Source organism: Blautia sp. MSK.20.85, from assembly GCF_013317245.1.
Lineage (GTDB): Bacteria > Bacillota > Clostridia > Lachnospirales > Lachnospiraceae > Blautia_A.
This window is the reverse complement of record NZ_JAAIUN010000008.1, coordinates 88,502-107,434: the sequence shown is the minus strand read 5'-3', so window position 1 is coordinate 107,434 and position 18,933 is coordinate 88,502. Positions and strand designations below refer to the sequence as shown.

At 45.9% G+C, this 18,933-nt stretch carries 17 protein-coding genes; 13 read left to right on the top strand and 4 right to left on the bottom strand.

The features are described from left to right. Positions 1–4: 4 nt before the first annotated feature. From gpmI to G5B12_RS06675, 4 genes are all read left to right on the top strand, one after another. Positions 5–1,546: a 2,3-bisphosphoglycerate-independent phosphoglycerate mutase gene (gene gpmI, locus G5B12_RS06690; protein ID WP_021977253.1), complete on the top strand. Its 1,542-nt coding sequence runs from the start codon at positions 5–7 to the stop codon at positions 1,544–1,546. 245 nt (positions 1,547–1,791) lie between these two features. Beyond that, positions 1,792–3,144, top strand: coding sequence for an MATE family efflux transporter (locus tag G5B12_RS06685; protein WP_021977252.1), 1,353 nt, complete (start codon positions 1,792–1,794; stop codon positions 3,142–3,144). 153 nt (positions 3,145–3,297) lie between these two features. Further along, positions 3,298–5,058, top strand: a complete 1,761-nt coding sequence (locus G5B12_RS06680; RefSeq protein WP_244096058.1) for a L,D-transpeptidase family protein — start codon at positions 3,298–3,300, stop codon at positions 5,056–5,058. A gap of 81 nt (positions 5,059–5,139) precedes the next feature. Next, on the top strand, positions 5,140–5,439 hold the full coding sequence (locus G5B12_RS06675; RefSeq protein ID WP_174087951.1) for a DUF3784 domain-containing protein: 300 nt from the start codon (positions 5,140–5,142) through the stop codon (positions 5,437–5,439). A 168-nt stretch (positions 5,440–5,607) separates the two neighbouring features. Here G5B12_RS06675 and G5B12_RS06670 read toward each other — a convergent pair whose 3' ends face one another. Both G5B12_RS06670 and G5B12_RS06665 read right to left on the bottom strand, forming a co-directional pair. Then, complete coding sequence (locus G5B12_RS06670) at positions 5,608–6,984, bottom strand: MATE family efflux transporter (protein ID WP_174087966.1); 1,377 nt, start codon at positions 6,982–6,984, stop codon at positions 5,608–5,610. A 2-nt stretch (positions 6,985–6,986) separates the two neighbouring features. Then, on the bottom strand, positions 6,987–7,607 hold the full coding sequence (locus G5B12_RS06665; protein WP_174087950.1) for an HAD family hydrolase: 621 nt from the start codon (positions 7,605–7,607) through the stop codon (positions 6,987–6,989). A gap of 149 nt (positions 7,608–7,756) precedes the next feature. Between G5B12_RS06665 and sfsA the strand changes: the two genes are divergently transcribed. The 3 genes from sfsA to G5B12_RS06655 are packed head-to-tail and all read left to right on the top strand — an operon-like array spanning position 7,757 to position 10,518. Further along, positions 7,757–8,437: a DNA/RNA nuclease SfsA gene (gene sfsA, locus G5B12_RS17425; RefSeq protein ID WP_244096056.1), complete on the top strand. Its 681-nt coding sequence runs from the start codon at positions 7,757–7,759 to the stop codon at positions 8,435–8,437. Positions 8,438–8,449: 12 nt separating this feature from the next. Continuing rightward, the gene (gene mutY / locus G5B12_RS17420) at positions 8,450–9,505 is read left to right on the top strand and encodes an A/G-specific adenine glycosylase (protein ID WP_021977246.1); all 1,056 of its coding nucleotides are present in this window, start codon (positions 8,450–8,452) and stop codon (positions 9,503–9,505) included. Next, positions 9,502–10,518 (top strand): glycosyltransferase family 2 protein, encoded by a 1,017-nt coding sequence (locus G5B12_RS06655; protein WP_118062135.1) that lies wholly within the window; start codon positions 9,502–9,504, stop codon positions 10,516–10,518. Before mutY ends, G5B12_RS06655 begins: the two co-directional genes overlap by 4 nt. A gap of 37 nt (positions 10,519–10,555) precedes the next feature. Here the strand turns inward: G5B12_RS06655 and G5B12_RS06650 are convergent, their stop codons facing one another. Further along, positions 10,556–11,245: a phosphatase PAP2 family protein gene (locus G5B12_RS06650; protein ID WP_021977244.1), complete on the bottom strand. Its 690-nt coding sequence runs from the start codon at positions 11,243–11,245 to the stop codon at positions 10,556–10,558. An 84-nt stretch (positions 11,246–11,329) separates the two neighbouring features. Further along, on the bottom strand, positions 11,330–12,262 hold the full coding sequence (locus G5B12_RS06645) for a diacylglycerol/lipid kinase family protein (protein ID WP_021977243.1): 933 nt from the start codon (positions 12,260–12,262) through the stop codon (positions 11,330–11,332). Positions 12,263–12,441: 179 nt separating this feature from the next. Between G5B12_RS06645 and G5B12_RS06640 the strand changes: the two genes are divergently transcribed. The 6 genes from G5B12_RS06640 (at position 12,442) to G5B12_RS06615 (ending at position 18,868) form a co-directional block, all read left to right on the top strand. Next, a complete protein-coding gene (locus G5B12_RS06640) occupies positions 12,442–13,116 on the top strand; it encodes a response regulator transcription factor (RefSeq protein ID WP_021977242.1) in 675 nt (224 codons plus the stop codon). A gap of 151 nt (positions 13,117–13,267) precedes the next feature. Then, positions 13,268–15,460 (top strand): DNA topoisomerase III, encoded by a 2,193-nt coding sequence (locus G5B12_RS06635; protein WP_174087949.1) that lies wholly within the window; start codon positions 13,268–13,270, stop codon positions 15,458–15,460. 105 nt (positions 15,461–15,565) lie between these two features. Then, the gene (locus G5B12_RS06630) at positions 15,566–15,946 is read left to right on the top strand and encodes a DUF6483 family protein (RefSeq protein WP_174087948.1); all 381 of its coding nucleotides are present in this window, start codon (positions 15,566–15,568) and stop codon (positions 15,944–15,946) included. Next, positions 15,946–16,617: a YkgJ family cysteine cluster protein gene (locus tag G5B12_RS06625; RefSeq protein ID WP_021977239.1), complete on the top strand. Its 672-nt coding sequence runs from the start codon at positions 15,946–15,948 to the stop codon at positions 16,615–16,617. Before G5B12_RS06630 ends, G5B12_RS06625 begins: the two co-directional genes overlap by 1 nt. Positions 16,618–16,696: 79 nt before the next feature. Continuing rightward, the gene (locus G5B12_RS06620) at positions 16,697–17,596 is read left to right on the top strand and encodes a LysR family transcriptional regulator (RefSeq protein ID WP_021977238.1); all 900 of its coding nucleotides are present in this window, start codon (positions 16,697–16,699) and stop codon (positions 17,594–17,596) included. A 483-nt stretch (positions 17,597–18,079) separates the two neighbouring features. Further along, on the top strand, positions 18,080–18,868 hold the full coding sequence (locus G5B12_RS06615; protein ID WP_021977237.1) for a shikimate kinase: 789 nt from the start codon (positions 18,080–18,082) through the stop codon (positions 18,866–18,868). The last annotated feature ends 65 nt before the right edge of the window (positions 18,869–18,933 follow it).

Sequence of the window (18,933 nt, the reverse complement as noted above, 5' to 3'; positions counted from 1 at the left end):
AATTATGAGTAAAAAACCAACAGTTTTAATGATCCTTGATGGATACGGACTCAATGACAGACATGACGGAAATGCTGTATATGAGGCGAAGACACCGGTTATGGACGGACTTATGAAAGATTATCCGTTTGTAAAAGGCAATGCCAGCGGTCTTGCTGTAGGTCTTCCGGATGGACAGATGGGTAACTCAGAGGTTGGCCATATGAACATGGGCGCAGGCCGTATCGTATACCAGGAGCTTACAAGAATCACAAAAGAGATCCAGGACGGAGATTTCTTCAAGAACGAGGCACTTCTCGCTGCTATGAAGAACGCAAAAGAGAACGATTCTGCAATCCATTTCATGGGACTTCTTTCTGACGGTGGTGTACACAGCCACAATACCCATCTCTATGGACTTCTTGAGATGGCCAAGAGAGAAGGACTTAAGAAAGTTTACGTACACTGCTTCCTGGACGGACGTGACACACCGCCTGCATCCGGTAAAGAGTTTGTAGAGCAGCTGGAAGCCAAGATGAAAGAGATCGGCGTTGGTGAGATCGGTGTGATTTCCGGACGTTACTATGCAATGGACCGTGATAACCGCTGGGATCGTGTAGAGCTTGCATACAAAGCTCTTACACAGGGCGAAGGAGTAAAGGGAACAGATGCTGCGGCAGCAGTTCAGGCTTCCTATGATGATGGCAAGACCGATGAGTTCGTACTTCCGACAGTGATCGAGAAAGACGGCAAACCGGTTGCAACCATTTCTGATAAGGATTCCGTTGTATTCTTCAACTTCCGTCCGGACCGTGCAAGAGAGATCACAAGAGCTTTCTGCGATGATGATTTCAAAGGCTTTGAGAGAGTGAAGAGACTGGATACTACATTCGTATGCTTCACAGAGTATGATGATACGATCCAGAACAAACTGGTAGCATTCCACAAAGTTCTTCTTCACAATACATTCGGTGAATATCTTGCAGCTCACAATATGACACAGGCACGTATCGCTGAGACAGAGAAGTACGCACACGTTACTTTCTTCTTCAACGGTGGCGTTGAGGAGCCGAACAAGGGAGAGGACAGAATCCTTGTAAAATCCCCGAAGGTTCCGACCTATGACATGCAGCCGGAGATGAGCGCACCGGAAGTTTGCGAGAAACTTGTTGAGGCAATCAAATCTGATAAATATGATGTGATCATCATCAACTTCGCAAACCCGGATATGGTTGGCCACACAGGTGTCGAGGCAGCTGCGATCAAGGCTGTTGAGACTGTTGATGAGTGTGTAGGAAAGGCTGTAGAGGCAATCAAAGAGGTTGACGGACAGCTCTTTATCTGCGCTGACCACGGTAATGCAGAACAGCTTATAAATTATGAGACCGGTGAGCCATGGACTGCTCATACAACCAATCCGGTTCCGTTTATCCTGGTAAATGCAGATCCGAAATACACACTTCGTGAGAACGGATGCCTTGCAGACATCGTTCCGACACTGATCCAGCTTATGGGCATGGAGCAGCCGAAGGAAATGACAGGAGAGTCTCTTCTTGTTGAGAAATAAATAAGATATATGGAATCCCTGCAGATTTTCAAAGATCTGCGGGGATTTTTTTCGTCGGATTGTTCCTATTTTCACACATGGAAAAATTTTTCAAAATCATCTTGTAAAATCATTCCATTTCAACTATAATCCCTCTGATACATAAAGATAGGTAAGTTTTGAGTAAGTATAAAGTTATAAAAAGAATAACAAAAAGCAGCACAAAGTTTATAATTGAATGAATTAAGCAGGGGGAAAAGTATTTCATGAAAACAGACATGACACAGGGGAAGCCGGTAAAAGTGCTCCTGGGATTTACGATCCCGGTATTTATCGGTAATGTATTTCAGCAGTTCTACAATATGGTAGATGCGGTAGTTGTAGGAAAATTTGTAGGAACAAAGGCACTGGCGGCAGTCGGCTCAACGGGAACGATCATCTTTCTGATCATAGGTTTCCTTCTGGGACTGACAGCCGGATTTACCGTACTGACTGCGCAGAAATATGGTGCGGGAAAAATGGATGAGATGCGCCAGACCGTAGGAAACGCACTGATCCTGACCGCTGTGATTTCCGCAGTTATGACAGCCATCAGCATGACAGGCATGCATGCACTTCTGAAATTCATGCATACACCGGATGATATTTTTAAGGACGCATATGCCTACGTTATGATTATCTGCGGAGGTATTTTTGCCCAGGCATTATATAATATCCTGGCCAGCATCCTACGTGCACTGGGAAACAGTAAAGTGCCACTGTATTTTCTGATCTTATCTGCAATGCTGAATATTGTGCTGGATCTCGTATTTATCATCGTGTTTAAGCTGGGAACGCCCGGAGCAGCCTGGGCTACCATTATTTCCCAGGGCGTATCCGGAGTTCTGTGCCTTATATATATCTGGAAGTTTGTGCCGGAACTTCGTATGAAAAAAGAAGACTGGTATTTCAGACGCGGTCTTGCGTTTAAGCAGATCGGTGTGGGGATTCCCATGGGACTTCAGTATTCCATTACAGCGATCGGAACCATGATGGTACAGTCTGCCTTAAATATGCTGGGGTCTTATGCTGTGGCGGCGTTTACCGCGGGAAGCAAGATCGAGCAGATTTTTACCCAGGCATTTGTGGCACAGGGAACTGCCAGCGCTACCTACAACGCACAGAACATCGGAGCCGGAAAACTTGAAAGAGTGCGCGAAGGATTCCGGGCTTCTCATTTTATAGGAATTATATATTCGGTTGTTGTAGGAAGTTTTCTGTTCTTTGCGGGAAAATATTTCGCATATCTGTTTATCTCGGATAATATTGAAGAAGTGCTTCCCATGGTAGCAATCTATGTAAAATGTGTGGCACTGTTCTTTATTCCGCTGTATTTTGTCAATGTGTTGCGAAATGGAATTCAGGGAATGGGATACGGTCTTCTTCCTATGATGGCAGGTGTGGCAGAACTTGCGGGAAGAGGAATCACCGCTACCATTGCAGCAGGAAAAAGCAGCTATGTTGGTACCTGCCTGGCAAGTCCGGTGGCATGGGTTTTTGCATCGGTGCTTTTATGGGGCATGTATTTTTATGTTATGAAAGATATGTCCCGGAAATTGTACGGTACAAATAAGTTATAAAAAAACCGTGAAATGAGATGCAATTTCCAGAAAGTATGATATAATGAAAAAGCTGGTAACTGATCCGTGCACATCAGTGCGGATTAGCCCGGAAAGTATCAATGGAAAGGTGTCTTTTCGAAAGACACATAAACATAGAGGTGAAATATAAATATGAGCAACGAGGAGAAGAAAGACATCGAAGATAAGATCAATGACGCCATGGCGAAGATTGTCAGTGATACAGTCGGAGATGTCCAGCCTGAGAAAAAATCAGATCCATCCGCTTCTCACGTAACAGCAGAGAACTCAAAATCTGCAGGACATTCGAAGTCAGCCAGACCATCTAATGTGTCGCATGCAAGATCTGCGAGACCATCCGGTGGATCAGGAACTTCAAGATCAGGACGGCCATCTGGCAATGGTACAGTCACTTCCAAGTCAGCGAGGCCGAAGAAGATCAGTTATGTGCCTATTGATGAATCTGAATTTGCCCCCATCGTTCTCCCCAAAAAGAAAAAGCATAAGGCTTTGAGGGTAACTGGAATGATCGCAGCGATGGTTCTGGTTGCTGCCGGGTGTGCGTACGCAGGAGTGTCTTATTACTACACGAATCATTTTTTTGAGGGGACAACAATCAATGGAATTAACAGTTCCAATAAAACTGCGTATGAGGTAGAACAGGAGATCGCCAGTAAGATGGCGGATTACAGCATTGAGATAAAGGCCAGAGATCAGGAAGCACAGACGATCACCGGTTCGGATATCGACTATCGCTATATATCAAGTGGAGAGATATTGAATCTTCTGAAAGAGCAGAAACCTTATGAATGGGTGAAAGGTTTTTTTGAAAAAACAACCTATACAGCGAAAGAGGAGACAGCTTTTGACAAGACCAAGCTGGAGAATGAGGTGAAGTCGCTGAACTGTGCACAGAAGGAGAATCAGGTAGCTCCGGAAAATGCATACGTAAGTTTTAATAATTCTGAGTTCACTATTGTGCCGGAGACAGCAGGAAGTGAGCTGAAGGTAAAAGAAGCTTATCAGATGATCAGTGAGGCCATCAGCAGTGATGACGCGGAAGTAGATCTGGGAAGCAATCCGGATGCTTATGTCACAGCCGATATCACAAGTGACAGTGCTGATCTTCAGGCAACTGTAGATGCATACAACAATTTTGCGAAAGCAAGTATCACGTATACATTTGGGGATGAGACAGTAACTCTTGACGGAAATACGATCAAAGACTGGCTGCAGTTTGACGAGAAGGGACAGCTGATCCAGGATGATGCGTCTTTTAAACAGCATATTGTTGATTATGTAGCACAGCTTGCGGCAGCACATGACACAGTTAGCACAGAGCGGCAGTTCCAGACTACAAGTGGAAGAACAGTATCTGTATATGGATCTGCATATGGCTGGAAGATCGATCAGGACGGAGAGGTAGCACAGCTTACCCAGGAGATACAGTCCGGAACGCAGACGACCAGAGAGCCGGTTTATTCCATGAGAGCCAATTCCTATGGCGTCAATGATCTGGGTAATACTTACATTGAGGTGGATCTGACTGAGCAGTATATGTGGTATTATCAGGATGGAAATGTAATATTTGAGTCGGATATCGTATCCGGACTCGCAAGTGATCCGGAGAGAAAAACGCCTCCTGGAATTTTCACCCTGTATTACAAGAAGAGCCCGGATGTACTCCGTGGTACCAAGAAAGCAGATGGAACATATTCTTATGAACAGCCGGTAACTTACTGGATGCCGTTTAACGGAGGAATTGGATTCCATGATGCGGACTGGCAGCCATACTTTGGTGGTGACCGGTATCTCACAGGAGGTTCCCACGGCTGTATCAATATGCCGCCGGATAAGGCAGGAGAGCTTTACAATATTATTCAGTACAATGTTCCGATTATCTGTTTTTATTGATCGGATCTATAGCAATAACAAACAGGAGCCAGCCGGTGATCCGGTGCGGGGCTCCTGTTATTTATAAGGAGGAAAATAATTATGTTTGATCAGACATTCAGTTATGTACTGGCAATTGCGGCGCTGGTAATAGGCGTTATGCTTCTTACAGGTCATGGATCTGTGTTTATGAAAGGTGGGAATACTCAGGCCAGAGCACAGAAATATGATGAGAAAAAAATGGAAAAGTTTTCCGGAATCTGCCTGATTCTTATTGGAATTGCCACCGGGGTCGATGCTTTTACCGAAAGCATGGCAGCAAAGATTGCATATGTGGTTATCTTATTTATGATCCTCGCAGTTTTTCTGTTTCTTCTCAGAACAAAATGTCTGAAAAAATAATATAGGGCCGATTTCTGTGATCCATAAAAAACCTCTCTGTGGATATCCGGAAACGATTCTTATCGTTTCCGGATTCGCAGAGAGGTTTTTATTTTGAGTAATCCTGTAAAGGTCTGACAGCATTGTGGGAAGCGGTAGATCACATCCGGACAAGTTCCTTTTGATGCATTAATTCCCGGAACTACTATCGTTTAATTTTGTACGGCTGGTATGACGGAATGTCATTGTAAAGACAATGCCCTTTACAATGGAAGTAAGGGAAAGCGCCCACCAGATACCGTCAAGTCCCATTCCCACGTGAGTCAGCAGCATGGCAAGCGGAATTCTGGAACCGGTCAGGATAATGCTGATGATACTGCAGAGTTTGGTCATTCCAAGACCGGACAGAGCACCGATGGTCATCAGCTCAATGGCCATAAACGCCTCGCTGAAACCAATGATGATCAGGTAATTTACGGAAATTCCAAGTGACTCCGGATCATGGAAAAACAGACCGGAGATCGGCCGTGGGAACAGTACAAAAGATGCGGTTATGATAAGTCCCCAGATTGCCAGGATGCCAAAGGAAATACGGTATCCATGGCGGATCCGGTCATATTTTTTTGCACCGAAATTCTGTGCGGTAAAGGCATTTAAGGCAGAGGCAAAACCGTCTGCGGTGTTCCAGGAAACAGATTCGATCTGTCCGCCCACACGCTGAACAGCGATGGCAGCAGCACCGAAGGCGGAAACCATTCTGGTCAGTACCATGGAGATCATGCAGTAGATCATGCTCTGGATAGCTGTTGGCAGACCAATGCGGAGGATATTTTTATAAAATTTTCCCGGAAAACGTGAGAAAAGATGAAGCCCACGAAGTACATTGGGTTCCAGCCTGGACGTAAAAATACGGAAAACCAACACTGAAAAAACCAGGATCTGAGCAGTTACTGTGGCAATGGCAGCCCCCACAGTCTCAAGCCGTGGAAACGGTCCCACGCCAAGAATCAGGAGTGGATCCAGGATCATATTTCCTACAAGTCCCAGAAGATTGGCCATCAGTGGTGACCTGGAATCTCCCTGAGCTGTGAAAAGTCCGGTGAGGGTCAGGTTCAGGAAGGAAAAAATGATCAGTCCGCAGGTGATCAGCATATAAGATCTGGCAGAAGCATAGGCATCAGGGTCTGCCAGATTAAAAAATCCGATCAGCGGATCGAGAAAAACGATGCTTGCCACAGCAAATAAGAGGCCGAACAGAATGGTCATCTGCAAGGCACTGGCTGCGTAGAAACCGGCTTCTTTATAATCTTTCCTGCCGCAGGCCTGGGCAGTGTTTACCTGTCCGCCCATTCGGGGAAGGGCGACCAGTCCCTGGGAAAGCCACACATACATGCCACCTACCCCTACGCCGGCAACTGCTTTGGATCCCAGAAGCCCGATCCAGGCCATGTCCGTGATATTATAGGCAGTTCCCAGAAAGGAAGAGGCCATGATAGGAAGGGCCAGTTCCGCAAGAGTTTTCAGGATTGGACCGGAAGTAAGGTCTATGGATTTTGATCTTTTCATACTCATCTGCATATCTCCGTAAGGTCAAAAGGCCTGGTGATCCGGTAATCCGGTTTATCCACCTGACCGAAACCGTATTCAGCAAAGATAAAAGGAACTCCTGCTTTCCGGCAGGCATTAAAGTCTCCTATAGTATCACCGATATAAACCGGATCGGAAAGATTATTATCCTCGCGGATCTTCATGATATTTTCCGCTTTGGCCATGCCGGTGTCACCGGGACAGAGATGGCCCTTGAAATAGTGGCCAAAGCCTGTGGATTTCAGGAACACTTCAATATATCCGGCCTGGCAGTTACTGACGATAAAAAGAGGAAAACGGCTGGAAAGGATCTTCAGTGTTTCCTCAAGATCCGGATACAGCGGAGCACATTTGCGAAGCAGTGCCTCGTGCTCTGCCTGGCAGCAGCCGTCAATGATCCGAAGCTGTTCCGCTTCCGAAAGCTCCGGAAAAAGAGCTCTGGCAATATCCGGTAAAAGCTGACCAAAAAGCCCCATCAGTCGCGCAGAACTTACATCAGTATCCATGTGTTCCGTATGGATAAGGTAATTGCTCCATGCCTCAGCCACGATCCCTGTGGAATCCCAGAGCGTACCGTCAACATCAAAAATAATACTGTCCATCAGAAAAACCTCCCAAAATATCTGTAATATGTAAAAAAGCAACTCTTTGTACTGGACATAGTACAAAACAATTCTATATGAGAAAAGAAAAAAAAGCAACTGCGCTTTTGAAGATTTTATGTTATAGTAAAAGATATGAGGGAAAAAATATGAACTATAAAAATACGATCAGAGGTATTTTCAAAGACAGGCCAAACCGGTTTATCGCCCATGTACAGATCGGGGATCAGCTGGAGACGGTTCACGTAAAGAACACAGGCAGATGCAGAGAACTTCTTGTTCCGGAAACAGAAGTGATCCTGGAAAAGAGTGACAATCCTGCCAGGAAAACAAAATACGATCTGATCTGTGTAAACAAGGCGGGCCGTTGGATCAATATGGATTCCCAGGCTCCGAATAAAGCAGCAGAAGAGTGGGTGGCAGCCGGAAATCTTTTTCCGGAGAAAGTGACTGTCAGGCGGGAGAAGACATATGGAAACTCCCGTTTTGATCTGTATGTGGAATCTGAAGAGCGAAAGGCTTTTATTGAGGTAAAAGGCGTCACCCTGGAAGAAAATGATATCGTGCGTTTTCCGGACGCACCTACAGAGCGTGGGATCAAGCATCTCCACGAACTGATGAAAGCGGCATCTGACGGTTATGAGGCCTATCTTCTTCTGGTGATCCAGATGAAGGACGTACGGTATTTTGAACCGAACCGGGAGACACATCCGAAGTTCGGGGAAACACTTAAGGAGGCAGCAGATGCCGGTGTCTACATCCTGGCCTATGACTGCGCCATCACGGAAGATTCCATGAAGATCTGTGATCCGGTACCGGTGAAATTATAGAAAGGAAACAATATGACCGAAAACATTGCAGAACCCCTTCTGAAATGGTACGATAAAAACAAGAGGATCCTGCCCTGGCGTGATAAGGACAATGCCTATTACACCTGGGTATCGGAGATCATGCTCCAGCAGACCAGAGTGGAAGCTGTGAAACCTTATTTTGCACGGTTTATCCAGGAGCTTCCAGATGTGGCAGCACTTGCGGCGGCGCCGGAGGAGCGTATTGTCAAGCTGTGGGAGGGACTTGGCTATTACAGCCGTGTCCGCAACATGCAGAAAGCGGCCATTCAGGTCATGGAAGAATATGACGGCAGGATTCCTGAAGACTTTGAGACACTTCTCTCGTTAAAAGGAATAGGAAGATATACGGCAGGTGCCATTGCATCCATTGCCTACGGGAAGAAAGTCCCGGCAGTAGATGGAAATGTACTGCGGGTATATACAAGACTAACCGAAAACCATGAAGATATCATGAAACAGTCTGTGCGGAAAGCTGTAGAAAACGAGCTTACAGAGCGGATGCCCAAGGATCGGCCCGGAGATTTCAACCAGGCCATGATGGAACTGGGAGCTGTAGTCTGTGTTCCAAACGGAACGGCAAAATGCGAAGAATGTCCTCTAGGAGAATTCTGCCTTGCCAGAAAACACGGAACAGTAGAAGAACTTCCGGTAAAAGCACCGAAAAAAGCCCGCACCATAGAACAGCGCACCATCCTTGTAATCCAGGACGGTGCCAGCACAGCAATCCGGAAACGCCCGGATACAGGACTTTTGGCAGGCCTTTATGAGCTTCCCAATGTGGAAGGACACCTGACCAAAAAGGCAGCTCTCGCCCAGGTAAAAGATATGGGACTGGAACCCTTAAGGATCGAAGCACTGCCGGATGCGAAGCACATTTTTTCACATATTGAATGGAGGATGTGCGCTTACCGTATCGCGGTATCTTCTCTGGAAGAAGCACCTAGGGAAAAGTTCCTGTTTGCAGATAAGAGAGAATCTGCCGAGAAATATGCAATACCATCTGCGTTTCGCGCATACACCAGATACATGAAGGAGGAAAACACATGAAACTTTTGAGCGTAGCAATACCATGCTATAATTCAGAGGCTTATATGTCAAAATGCATCAATTCCCTGCTGATCGGAGGAGAGGAAGTAGAGATCATCATTGTAGATGATGGTTCCAGTGACCGTACTGCCGAGATTGCAGATGATTATGCCGAGAAATATCCAACCATCGTAAAAGCCATCCATCAGGAAAACGGCGGCCATGGACAGGCAGTGAACACAGGAATCAAAAACGCAACAGGACTTTATTTCAAAGTTGTGGACAGCGATGACTGGGTAAATCAGGATGCCTATTATGAGATCCTGAAGACACTTTACGATCTCACCCGCGGAGCCGAGACTGTGGATCTTCTTATCAGTAATTTCGTCTATGAGAAGCAGGGAGCTACCCGCAAAAAGGTCATGCAGTACAGACACTGTTTTCCAACAAACCAGATTTTCGGATGGGACGAAGTACGCCATATGAAAAAAGGCCAGTACCTTCTTATGCATTCCATGATCTACCGTACCAAACTTCTTCATGACTGTGGAATGGAACTTCCGAAGCATACGTTCTATGTAGATAATCTGTTTGCGTTTGAGCCGCTTCCCTATGTAAAAAATCTCTATTATCTGGATGTGAATTTCTACCGGTATTTTATTGGAAGAGATGATCAGTCCGTCAATGAGAAAGTAATGATCAAACGTATTGATCAGCAGATCCGTGTAAACAAGCTGATGGTGGATGCCTATCTGAAAGCAAATGTAAGCAACCGGAGACTCCGTGCGTATATGTTCAGCTATCTGGATATCATCACAACCGTTTCTTCAATCATGCTGGTAAGAGCTGCAACGCAGGAATGCCTGGATAAAAAACAGGAGCTGCAGGATTACATCAAAGATCAGAATATGGGACTGTACCGGAAACTTCGGAGAAGTCTTTTCGGAAGAGTGTCCAACCTTCCGGGAAGAGGTGGAAGAAAGATGTTTGTGGCAGCCTATAAGATCTGTCAGAAGTTTTATGGATTTAACTAGGACGCAAATAAAAAAGCCCCCAACGGGGCTTTTTTTGTTATAAATTTTGTTCCGGTTTCTTCTTGCTCATCTGTGCCATAGCACGCTGTTCCTCATAATCTTCCACTCTCTGTGGGTAGAACAGCAGATGTCCGAACAATGCCAGTGTGGTACCGAGACATACATCGATCACCGAATGCTGTTTGATAAACATGGTGGACAGGATGATCAGAATGGAAAGGATCAGAGATCCTCTCTGGATCCATTTCTTATCTTTCAGTGCCTGGCAGTGATGGATGGCAAAATAAACAGCCAGGGAATTAAATACATGGATACTTGGCAGGATGTTGGTCGGGGTATCTGTCCTGTAGATTTCTGCAATCAGCTGTGTAAAGATATTGTTTCTCGGGAATACCGCAGGGCGGAGATGCTGAATATTCGGATAGATGTAGGAAACAACAAGGAAAACCGTCATTCCCATCATCAGATTGAAGATCAGCTGGAAATATTCCCGTTTATTCTTATTGCGGAACAGGAAATACACAACTGTCAGTATCACATATGGAAACCATAAAAGGTACGGAATAATAAAAATCTCGCAGAACGGGATCATATCATCAAAAACAGTATGTACAACATGGTAGGCACGTACAGGCCGCTGTTCCAGATATCCAAACAGGATAAGATACACAACGAAATAGATCGCTATGATAAAACCGTGCCTGTATTTTTTTATCTTACTCAACATTTTGCCGCTCCTTTTCTTGATGTATGGCCAAAATGCCATGGGTGTCAGTCTTAAGCTTCTTTTTTGTCAAGTATCTACCTGCTACTATAACACAGGCATTATGATTTTTAAAGGTTTCTTTTCAATGGTCACAGAAAATTCGCGCTGGATTCCGCCGGATTCTCCGTCTTTATGCACAGGAAGAGGACGGTCACTTGTAATATGTACGTTTTTGCACTGCGAAATATGTACACCGCGAAGGTGTGTATGTTTTCCCCAGAGTGCACCTGGCAGGCAGAAAAGCATTTTCAGTTTGGAGATTCCTTCAATGACGATTACATCCAGAAGGCCGTCATCCGGACTGGCATCCGGGCAGAACTTAAAGCCGCCTCCTTCGTATTTCTGGTTCATTACAGCCACAAACCAGGTTTTCCCGAAGGTTTGTGGTTCGCTTCCGTCAAAGGTTACCGTAACCGAAGACGGGGTGAGGAAGAGAAACTGTTTCAGCGCCACCATAAGATAGATCAGTTTGCCCATATGGAGACGGTTGAGAAATTTTTTCCCCGGGGTGATCAGGACTTCCTGGCAGACTGCAGCATCGTAACCCATTCCCGCACTGATGCCGAACCGGTAAGAATGGCTGCCAAGATGGATCACAGGAACATCCATGGAAATCGTCCTTCTGTTCTCAAGGATGGAGTGAAGTGCTTCAAAAGGATCAAATGGCAGGCCCATGCTGCGGCAGAAATCATTGCCGGACCCAACCGGAATAAATCCAAAGATGACTGAAGACAGATCACGGATCCCGGTAAGTACTTCGTAAATTGTGCCATCACCGCCTACAGTTACCAGCGTTACCGGATCTTCCGGCGTTCCAGCGGCACTGATCTTTTCTGCCAGCACTGTGGCGTGTCCCACATATTCTGTGAGAAAATACTGATATGAAATCCCCTGACTTTCCATGATGCTGCGAAGCCGGTTCCAGACATTACGCCCCTCTCCGGATCTTGAATTGGGATTCACAATAAAAGAATACATAATAAAAACCTCCAAACAACTGTCAGCTTTATCATAACATTGACGTCCGGCTTTTACAAATTAAAATTTCTTAAGGATTTCTATATTTTACATAAACTTAACGTTTTTTCTATGTTGGATTTTACGAAGGCACTTTATACTTGCAACTGTCAGGTGAAAAATGAAGTTGGAGGAAAATTATGATATATCTGGTGGAAGATGACGAAAGTATCCGTGAACTTGTTGTATATACATTAAACAGTCAGGGCCTTGATGCACAGGGATTTGAACGGCCATCACTTTTCTGGAAGGCGATGGAAAAAGAACAGCCTTCTCTGGTACTTCTGGATATTATGCTTCCGGAAGAAGACGGACTGTCTATTTTAAAGAAAATCCGTATCCGTCCGGATGTCCGGAAACTTCCGGTGATCATGCTTACTGCAAAAGGCAGTGAATTTGATACAGTGGTAGGCCTGGACAGCGGTGCAGATGACTATATTCCGAAACCGTTCCGCATGATGGAACTGATCTCCAGGGTACGGGCCCTTCTTCGGAGATCAGAGGACAATGGCGCAGAGGAATACCGCATGGAAAATCTTTATGTGTGTCCGGGAAGACATGAGGTGACCGTTGACCAGGAACCAGTGAATCTGACACTGAAAGAATATGAGATGCTTTGTCTCCTTCTGAAAAACAGTGGAACGGTTCTCTCCAGAACTCAGCTTTTAAATCAGATCTGGGGATATGAATTTGACGGGGAAAGCAGAACCGTAGATGTACATATCCGTACCCTCCGCCAGAAACTTGGTTCAGCCGGTGATCTGGTGGAAACGGTTCGTGGGGTAGGTTATAAGATCAGCGGAAAATGCGCGTAATAAAAACAAAAAACACAAAAAAATAAAAGAGCATTTCGACGGAAAAAGGCTTTGGCCCTTTTCTGGACGAAGTGCTTTTTTCATGCTATAATAGGTGAACCCTGGAGCGTAATCGAGAAGGCTCCAAAGAGCATGAGGTGAAATAAAAAATATGAAATCATTAGTGATCGCAGAGAAACCGTCGGTTGCCAGAGACATTGCCAGAGTCCTCCACTGCAGCCAGAAAGGGAACGGAACCCTGGAAGGAAAAGACTATGTGGTGACCTGGGCACTGGGACATCTGGTAACCCTGGCAGATCCGGAAGAATACGATAAAAAATATACCAAATGGGAACTTTCCACTCTTCCCATGATGCCGGAGAAGATGAAACTGGTGGTGATCCGTCAGACATCCAAACAGTACAATGCAGTAAAAACCCAGCTTTACCGGAAGGATATCGGGGAGATCATCATTGCCACAGATGCCGGACGAGAGGGAGAACTGGTAGCCAGATGGATCCTTGCAAAGGCAGACTGTCATAAACCAATCAAACGTCTGTGGATCTCATCGGTAACGGACAAGGCGATCCGTGACGGTTTTGCCCACCTTAAGAATGGTCATGATTATGATAATCTTTACCGTGCGGCACAGGCAAGGGCAGAGGCAGACTGGTTGGTGGGAATGAACGGAACCAGAGCGCTGACCTGTAAATACAATGCACAGCTTTCCTGCGGACGTGTGCAGACACCGACCCTTGCCATGATCGCAAGAAGAGAGCAGGAGATCCGGGAATTTAAACCGGAAAGCTATTACGGAATTACTATTGAGGCAGGAAACGTGCGCTGGACCTGGCGTGACGGAAAGAGCGGAAGCCTCCGTACATTTAAGAAGGAACGTGCCCAGGAGATCCAGACAAAAGCCGGAAAAGGCAGCATTACCGTAACAAAAGTTTCCAGAAAGCCGAAGAAAACTTATGCACCGGGACTTTATGATCTGACAACTCTTCAGAGAGAGGCCAATCAGAAATACGGTTTTTCCGCAAAAGAGACGCTGAACATCATGCAGCGGCTCTATGAGAACCATAAGGTTCTTACTTATCCAAGGACCGATTCCAGATATATCGGAAAAGACGTAGTTCCTACTATTAAAGAACGTCTTCAGGCATGTGGAACAGGTCCTTACCGGAAACTTGCCGGTGTGCTTGCCAACAAACCAATCCAGGCCAATGCAAGTTTTGTGGATGATAAGAAAGTCAGTGACCATCATGCAATTATTCCGACAGAACAGTTTGTACAGCTGGATCATATGACAAATGAGGAACGGAAAATTTATGATATGGTAGTCCGCCGTTTCTTAAGTGTGCTGTATCCGCCGGCTGTATATGAGCAGGTGAGCATGGAAGGAACGGCAGCAGGAGAAACTTTCGCCGCAAGCGGACGAATCGTAAAAAGCGCCGGATGGAGAGAAGTCTATGAAGGTGGCTGTCAGGATGAGGAAGAAGAGGCGGCTGACAGGCTGAAAGACCAGAAGCTTCCGGCCCTTGCGGAAGGCCAGATTCTTACTGTGGAATCTGCATCCCTTACAAATGGACAGACAAAACCGCCTGCAAGATTTACAGAGGCCACACTTCTTGGCGCCATGGAGAATCCGGTCCACTTTATGGAAAGCCACGACAAAAAGGCGGCAAAAACTCTGGGCGAAACCGGCGGTCTTGGAACAGTAGCAACAAGAGCCGATATCATCGAGAAACTTTTTAACAGTTTTATGATGGAAAAAAGAGGCAATGAGATCTACATTACCTCCAAGGCAAAACAGCTCCTGGAACTGGTTCCGGAAGAACTGAAGAAGCCGGAACTTACCGCAGACTGGGAGATGAAACTCAGCGATATCGCAAACGGGAAACTCCGTCAGGATAAATTCCTCACAGGGATCCGTGAGTATGCCTGTGAGATCGTAGATGAGATCAAGAGCGGACAGGGAACGTTCCGCCATGACAATATGACAAACAAGAAATGCCCCAACTGTGGCAAACACCTTTTGGCAGTTAATGGAAAGAATGCGAAGATGCTGGTATGTGAGGACAGAGAATGCGGATACAGGGAGACGGTATCCAGAACAACCAACGCGCGCTGCCCGAAATGCCACAAGCGGATGGAGATGCTTCTGAAGGGAAAAGAAGAGACCTTTGTATGCCAGTGCGGATATAAAGAGAAGCTTTCAGCTTTCCAGGCAAGACGTGCCAAAGAAGGTGCAGGTGTCAATAAAAGGGATGTGCAGCGTTATCTTAAAAAACAGCAGAAAGAGGCCAACGAGCCGGTAAACAACGCATTTGCACAGGCATTATCAGGAATCAGACTGGATTAAATAAGTTGGCTGTCAGAAGCAGGTACCCGGAGATTTGGATATAGATGCGCCGGTCAGAAAGCAGGTATCTGGCAGAACAGGACAGCAGAAAGAGAGGAAACGGATATGGGATTACACGATGACAGAATGTCAGGAAATATTCAGGATATCGCAAGACTGATCACAAGGCTTCTTCTTAAAGGAGACATGCCACAGTATACACTTCCGGCAGCAGAGGCAGATTATACAGAAGCAGATCATCTTTTTAAGAAGGTTATCGGACTTGCTGATGAGGGAGATATCAACGGAGCGGAAAATGAGCTTCTTATGAATATGGAGGATGATGATCCAGATTATCTGGAACTTGCCCTTACGTTTTATCTGTATCTCAACGATATGGACGGAGATTACCTGGATGACCACGGTTACTCCAGAGAAGAGGTTCTGGACGGAGTGAAAAGCCTGGCAGAGGACTGGGGCGTTACCGGACTGGAGACTCTGGTCTGATGCGGCGGGAAGTTACGCTGGAGGAGATTTCCGACGGCCGTTTATACGAAGCAAATGACATGGTAAAGGCAGACTGCCAGGACTGCAAAGGCTGTTTTGACTGCTGTACGGGAATGGGAGATTCCGTTGTGTTGGACCCGCTGGATGTATGGCGGTTAAGCCAGGGCCTTCATTTAAGTGCGGACCAGCTTCTCACGGGAAAAATCGAACTTGGCGTTACAGACGGGAACATTTTGCCGCATCTTAAGATGGCGGGCGCAGAGGAACGATGCGTATTTCTGGATGGAAACGGGAGGTGCTCCATCCACAGCTTCCGTCCGGGTTTCTGCCGCCTGTTTCCGCTGGGAAGATATTATGAGGATGGTGGATTTAAGTACATCCTTCAGATCCACGAGTGCAAAAAGACCAGCCGCAGTAAGATCAAGGTCCGGAAATGGGTAGATACACCGGATTTCAAAAATTACGAAAAATTTGTCTGTGACTGGCATTATTTTCTTCTGGATGTACAGGAAGTTCTCTATGAGAGTGAGGACAGTGACCTGATCCGAAACCTGAATATGTATGTGGTAAACCAGTTCTATCGGAAACCTTATGATGGAAACCGGGATTTTTATGAGCAGTTTTACGAGAGACTTGCGGCGGGAAAAGAGCTCCTGAGCCTTGGTATGTGAAACAGACCAGGCAGCGAGGCAGGCTGAATTACCTGCCGGAAAGTCTCTTAAGCGGAGGAAAGAAAGGATTTTTTAACATATGAACTTAAATCAGCTCACATATTTTGTGACGCTTGCCCAGATCGAAAATTATACCAGGGCGGCCAAGCGGCTGGATATTACACAGCCAAGCCTCAGCCATGCCATCTCCAACCTGGAAAAAGAACTCCAGGTTCCACTTTTTGAGCGTCACGGAAGAAATGTGACCATGACCAAATACGGGGAAATGTTTCTGAAATATGTGCAGGATTCCTTACATATCCTGAATCTTGGTGTGGAGAGGATCCAGGAGGCGGCAAGGATTCCAGGCGGAAGCATTTCCATCGGATATATCCATACCCAGGGACGCAGATTTATTCCGGAACTTGTACGTGGGTTTCTTGATGAGCAGGAAGGGAAGAAGATTGATTTTCATTTCCAGAATGCAGCTACCGGGAACCTGATCCGGGGCCTGAAAGAAGAAAAGTTTGACATGATCTTCTGCTCCCGTGCGGAAGGGGAAAAAGAGATCAGTTTTGTACCGGTAGCGGAAGAAAAACTGGTGGCTGTTGTACCGGAAGATCATGCTCTTGCCGGAAAAAATACAGTGACCATAGAGGAACTGGGCCAGTATCCCCAGGTGACTTTTACCCCTACCAGTGGGCTGTATTTTGTGGTGCGTGAACTTTTTGAAAAAGAGGGGATCGTACCGGAAACCGCTTTTGAAGTGGAGGAGGATGGCGCCCTCGCGGGAATGGTGGCAGAAGGGTTCGGTGTGGGAATCGTGCCGGATGTGCCGGTGATCCATACTCTGCCTGTGAAGATCTTAAATATCGAGAATCTTCATTACCGCCGTTACATATACATGGGAATGTTGAAAAAACGGTACCCAAGTTCTCTTGTGGAGCAGTTTCGGGATTATATTTTCAAACATTACCGGATCTATGAAGTGATACAGTAGAATACCTGTGAAAAAATTGTATGAAAAAATCTCTGCTTTTGTAATAATAGGGCAGAGATTTTTTTAATCGAATCAAGGAAGTCCCCTGCTTCACTTGCGAAAAGCAATAAGCAGCGGGGGGAGTTGCTTGTATCAGGAGGAGTGATCCTCCTGATAAACTGCGAAGCAGTTATTCGGTGTAGAGCTGTGTAGCGAATGCGGATTGCGAATATCCGTTTGACTGTAGATTTCAATAGGATTTTGGTTATGAGGGCAGAGGAAGAAGTGTGATTCCGGGTGTCAGGGCTCATTCTTCGGTAAGATATGTGACAGGATTCCCTGAAAAAATCATAGAAAATATCTATGAATTACATGTGCAAATTCAATAAAAGTTTAGGTTGAGATAAAAATGACCAGTTGGTATAATAAGAACAGACACTTGGTTTAAAGTGATAAAGTGATGACGGAAATCCGTGATACAACGAACGAAGCAAAGGAGAAGTTATGAACCAGTTAGAAGTATTAAGAGAGAGCCTTGGACAGTGCGATGAGATCATCCTGGACGCACTGCTTATGAGAAACAGAATCGTAGAGGACATCATGGTATACAAGGAAGCCAACAATCTTCCGGTACTGCAGCCGGAGCAGGAGGCGAAGCAGAAAGGATGGCTGGAAGCCAGAATGGAAGGCAGACGCCATAAGAAAGAAGTTAATGATGTTTTCGCAAGCATCACACAGAACAGTAAGAGAATCCAGTCCAGAAATCTTTTCAACTACAATATTTTCCTGATCGGATTCATGGGCGCAGGGAAATCCACAATCTCTGATTATCTGAAGAACGCGCTGGCTATGGATGTTGTGGAGATGGATCAGTGTATCGTGGAGAGACAGGGAATGAGCATTTCCGATATCTTTGAGACTTACGGAGAAGAGTATTTCCGTGAGCTTGAGACAAACCTTCTCATTGAGATGCAGTCTCAGTCCAATGTTGTCGTATCCTGTGGCGGTGGTGTTCCCATGAGAGAGCGCAACGTTGTTGAAATGAAGAAAAACGGCCGTGTTGTACTCCTTACCGCAAAACCTGAGACGATCCTGGAGCGTGTAAAAGACAACCATGACCGTCCGCTGCTTGAGAACAACAAGACGGTTCCGTTCATCGCAGATCTGATGGAGAAACGTCGTGCGAAATACGAGGCAGCAGCCGACATCGTTATTGAGACCGATGGTAAGAGCGAGCTTGAGATCTGTGAGGAGATGATCCACAGACTTCGTGAGGCAGATGCGAATAAATAATTACTGATTACAGAAACAGAATATTCTTACATAATAAGAGGACAGCTGTCCAATAAACCGTACAG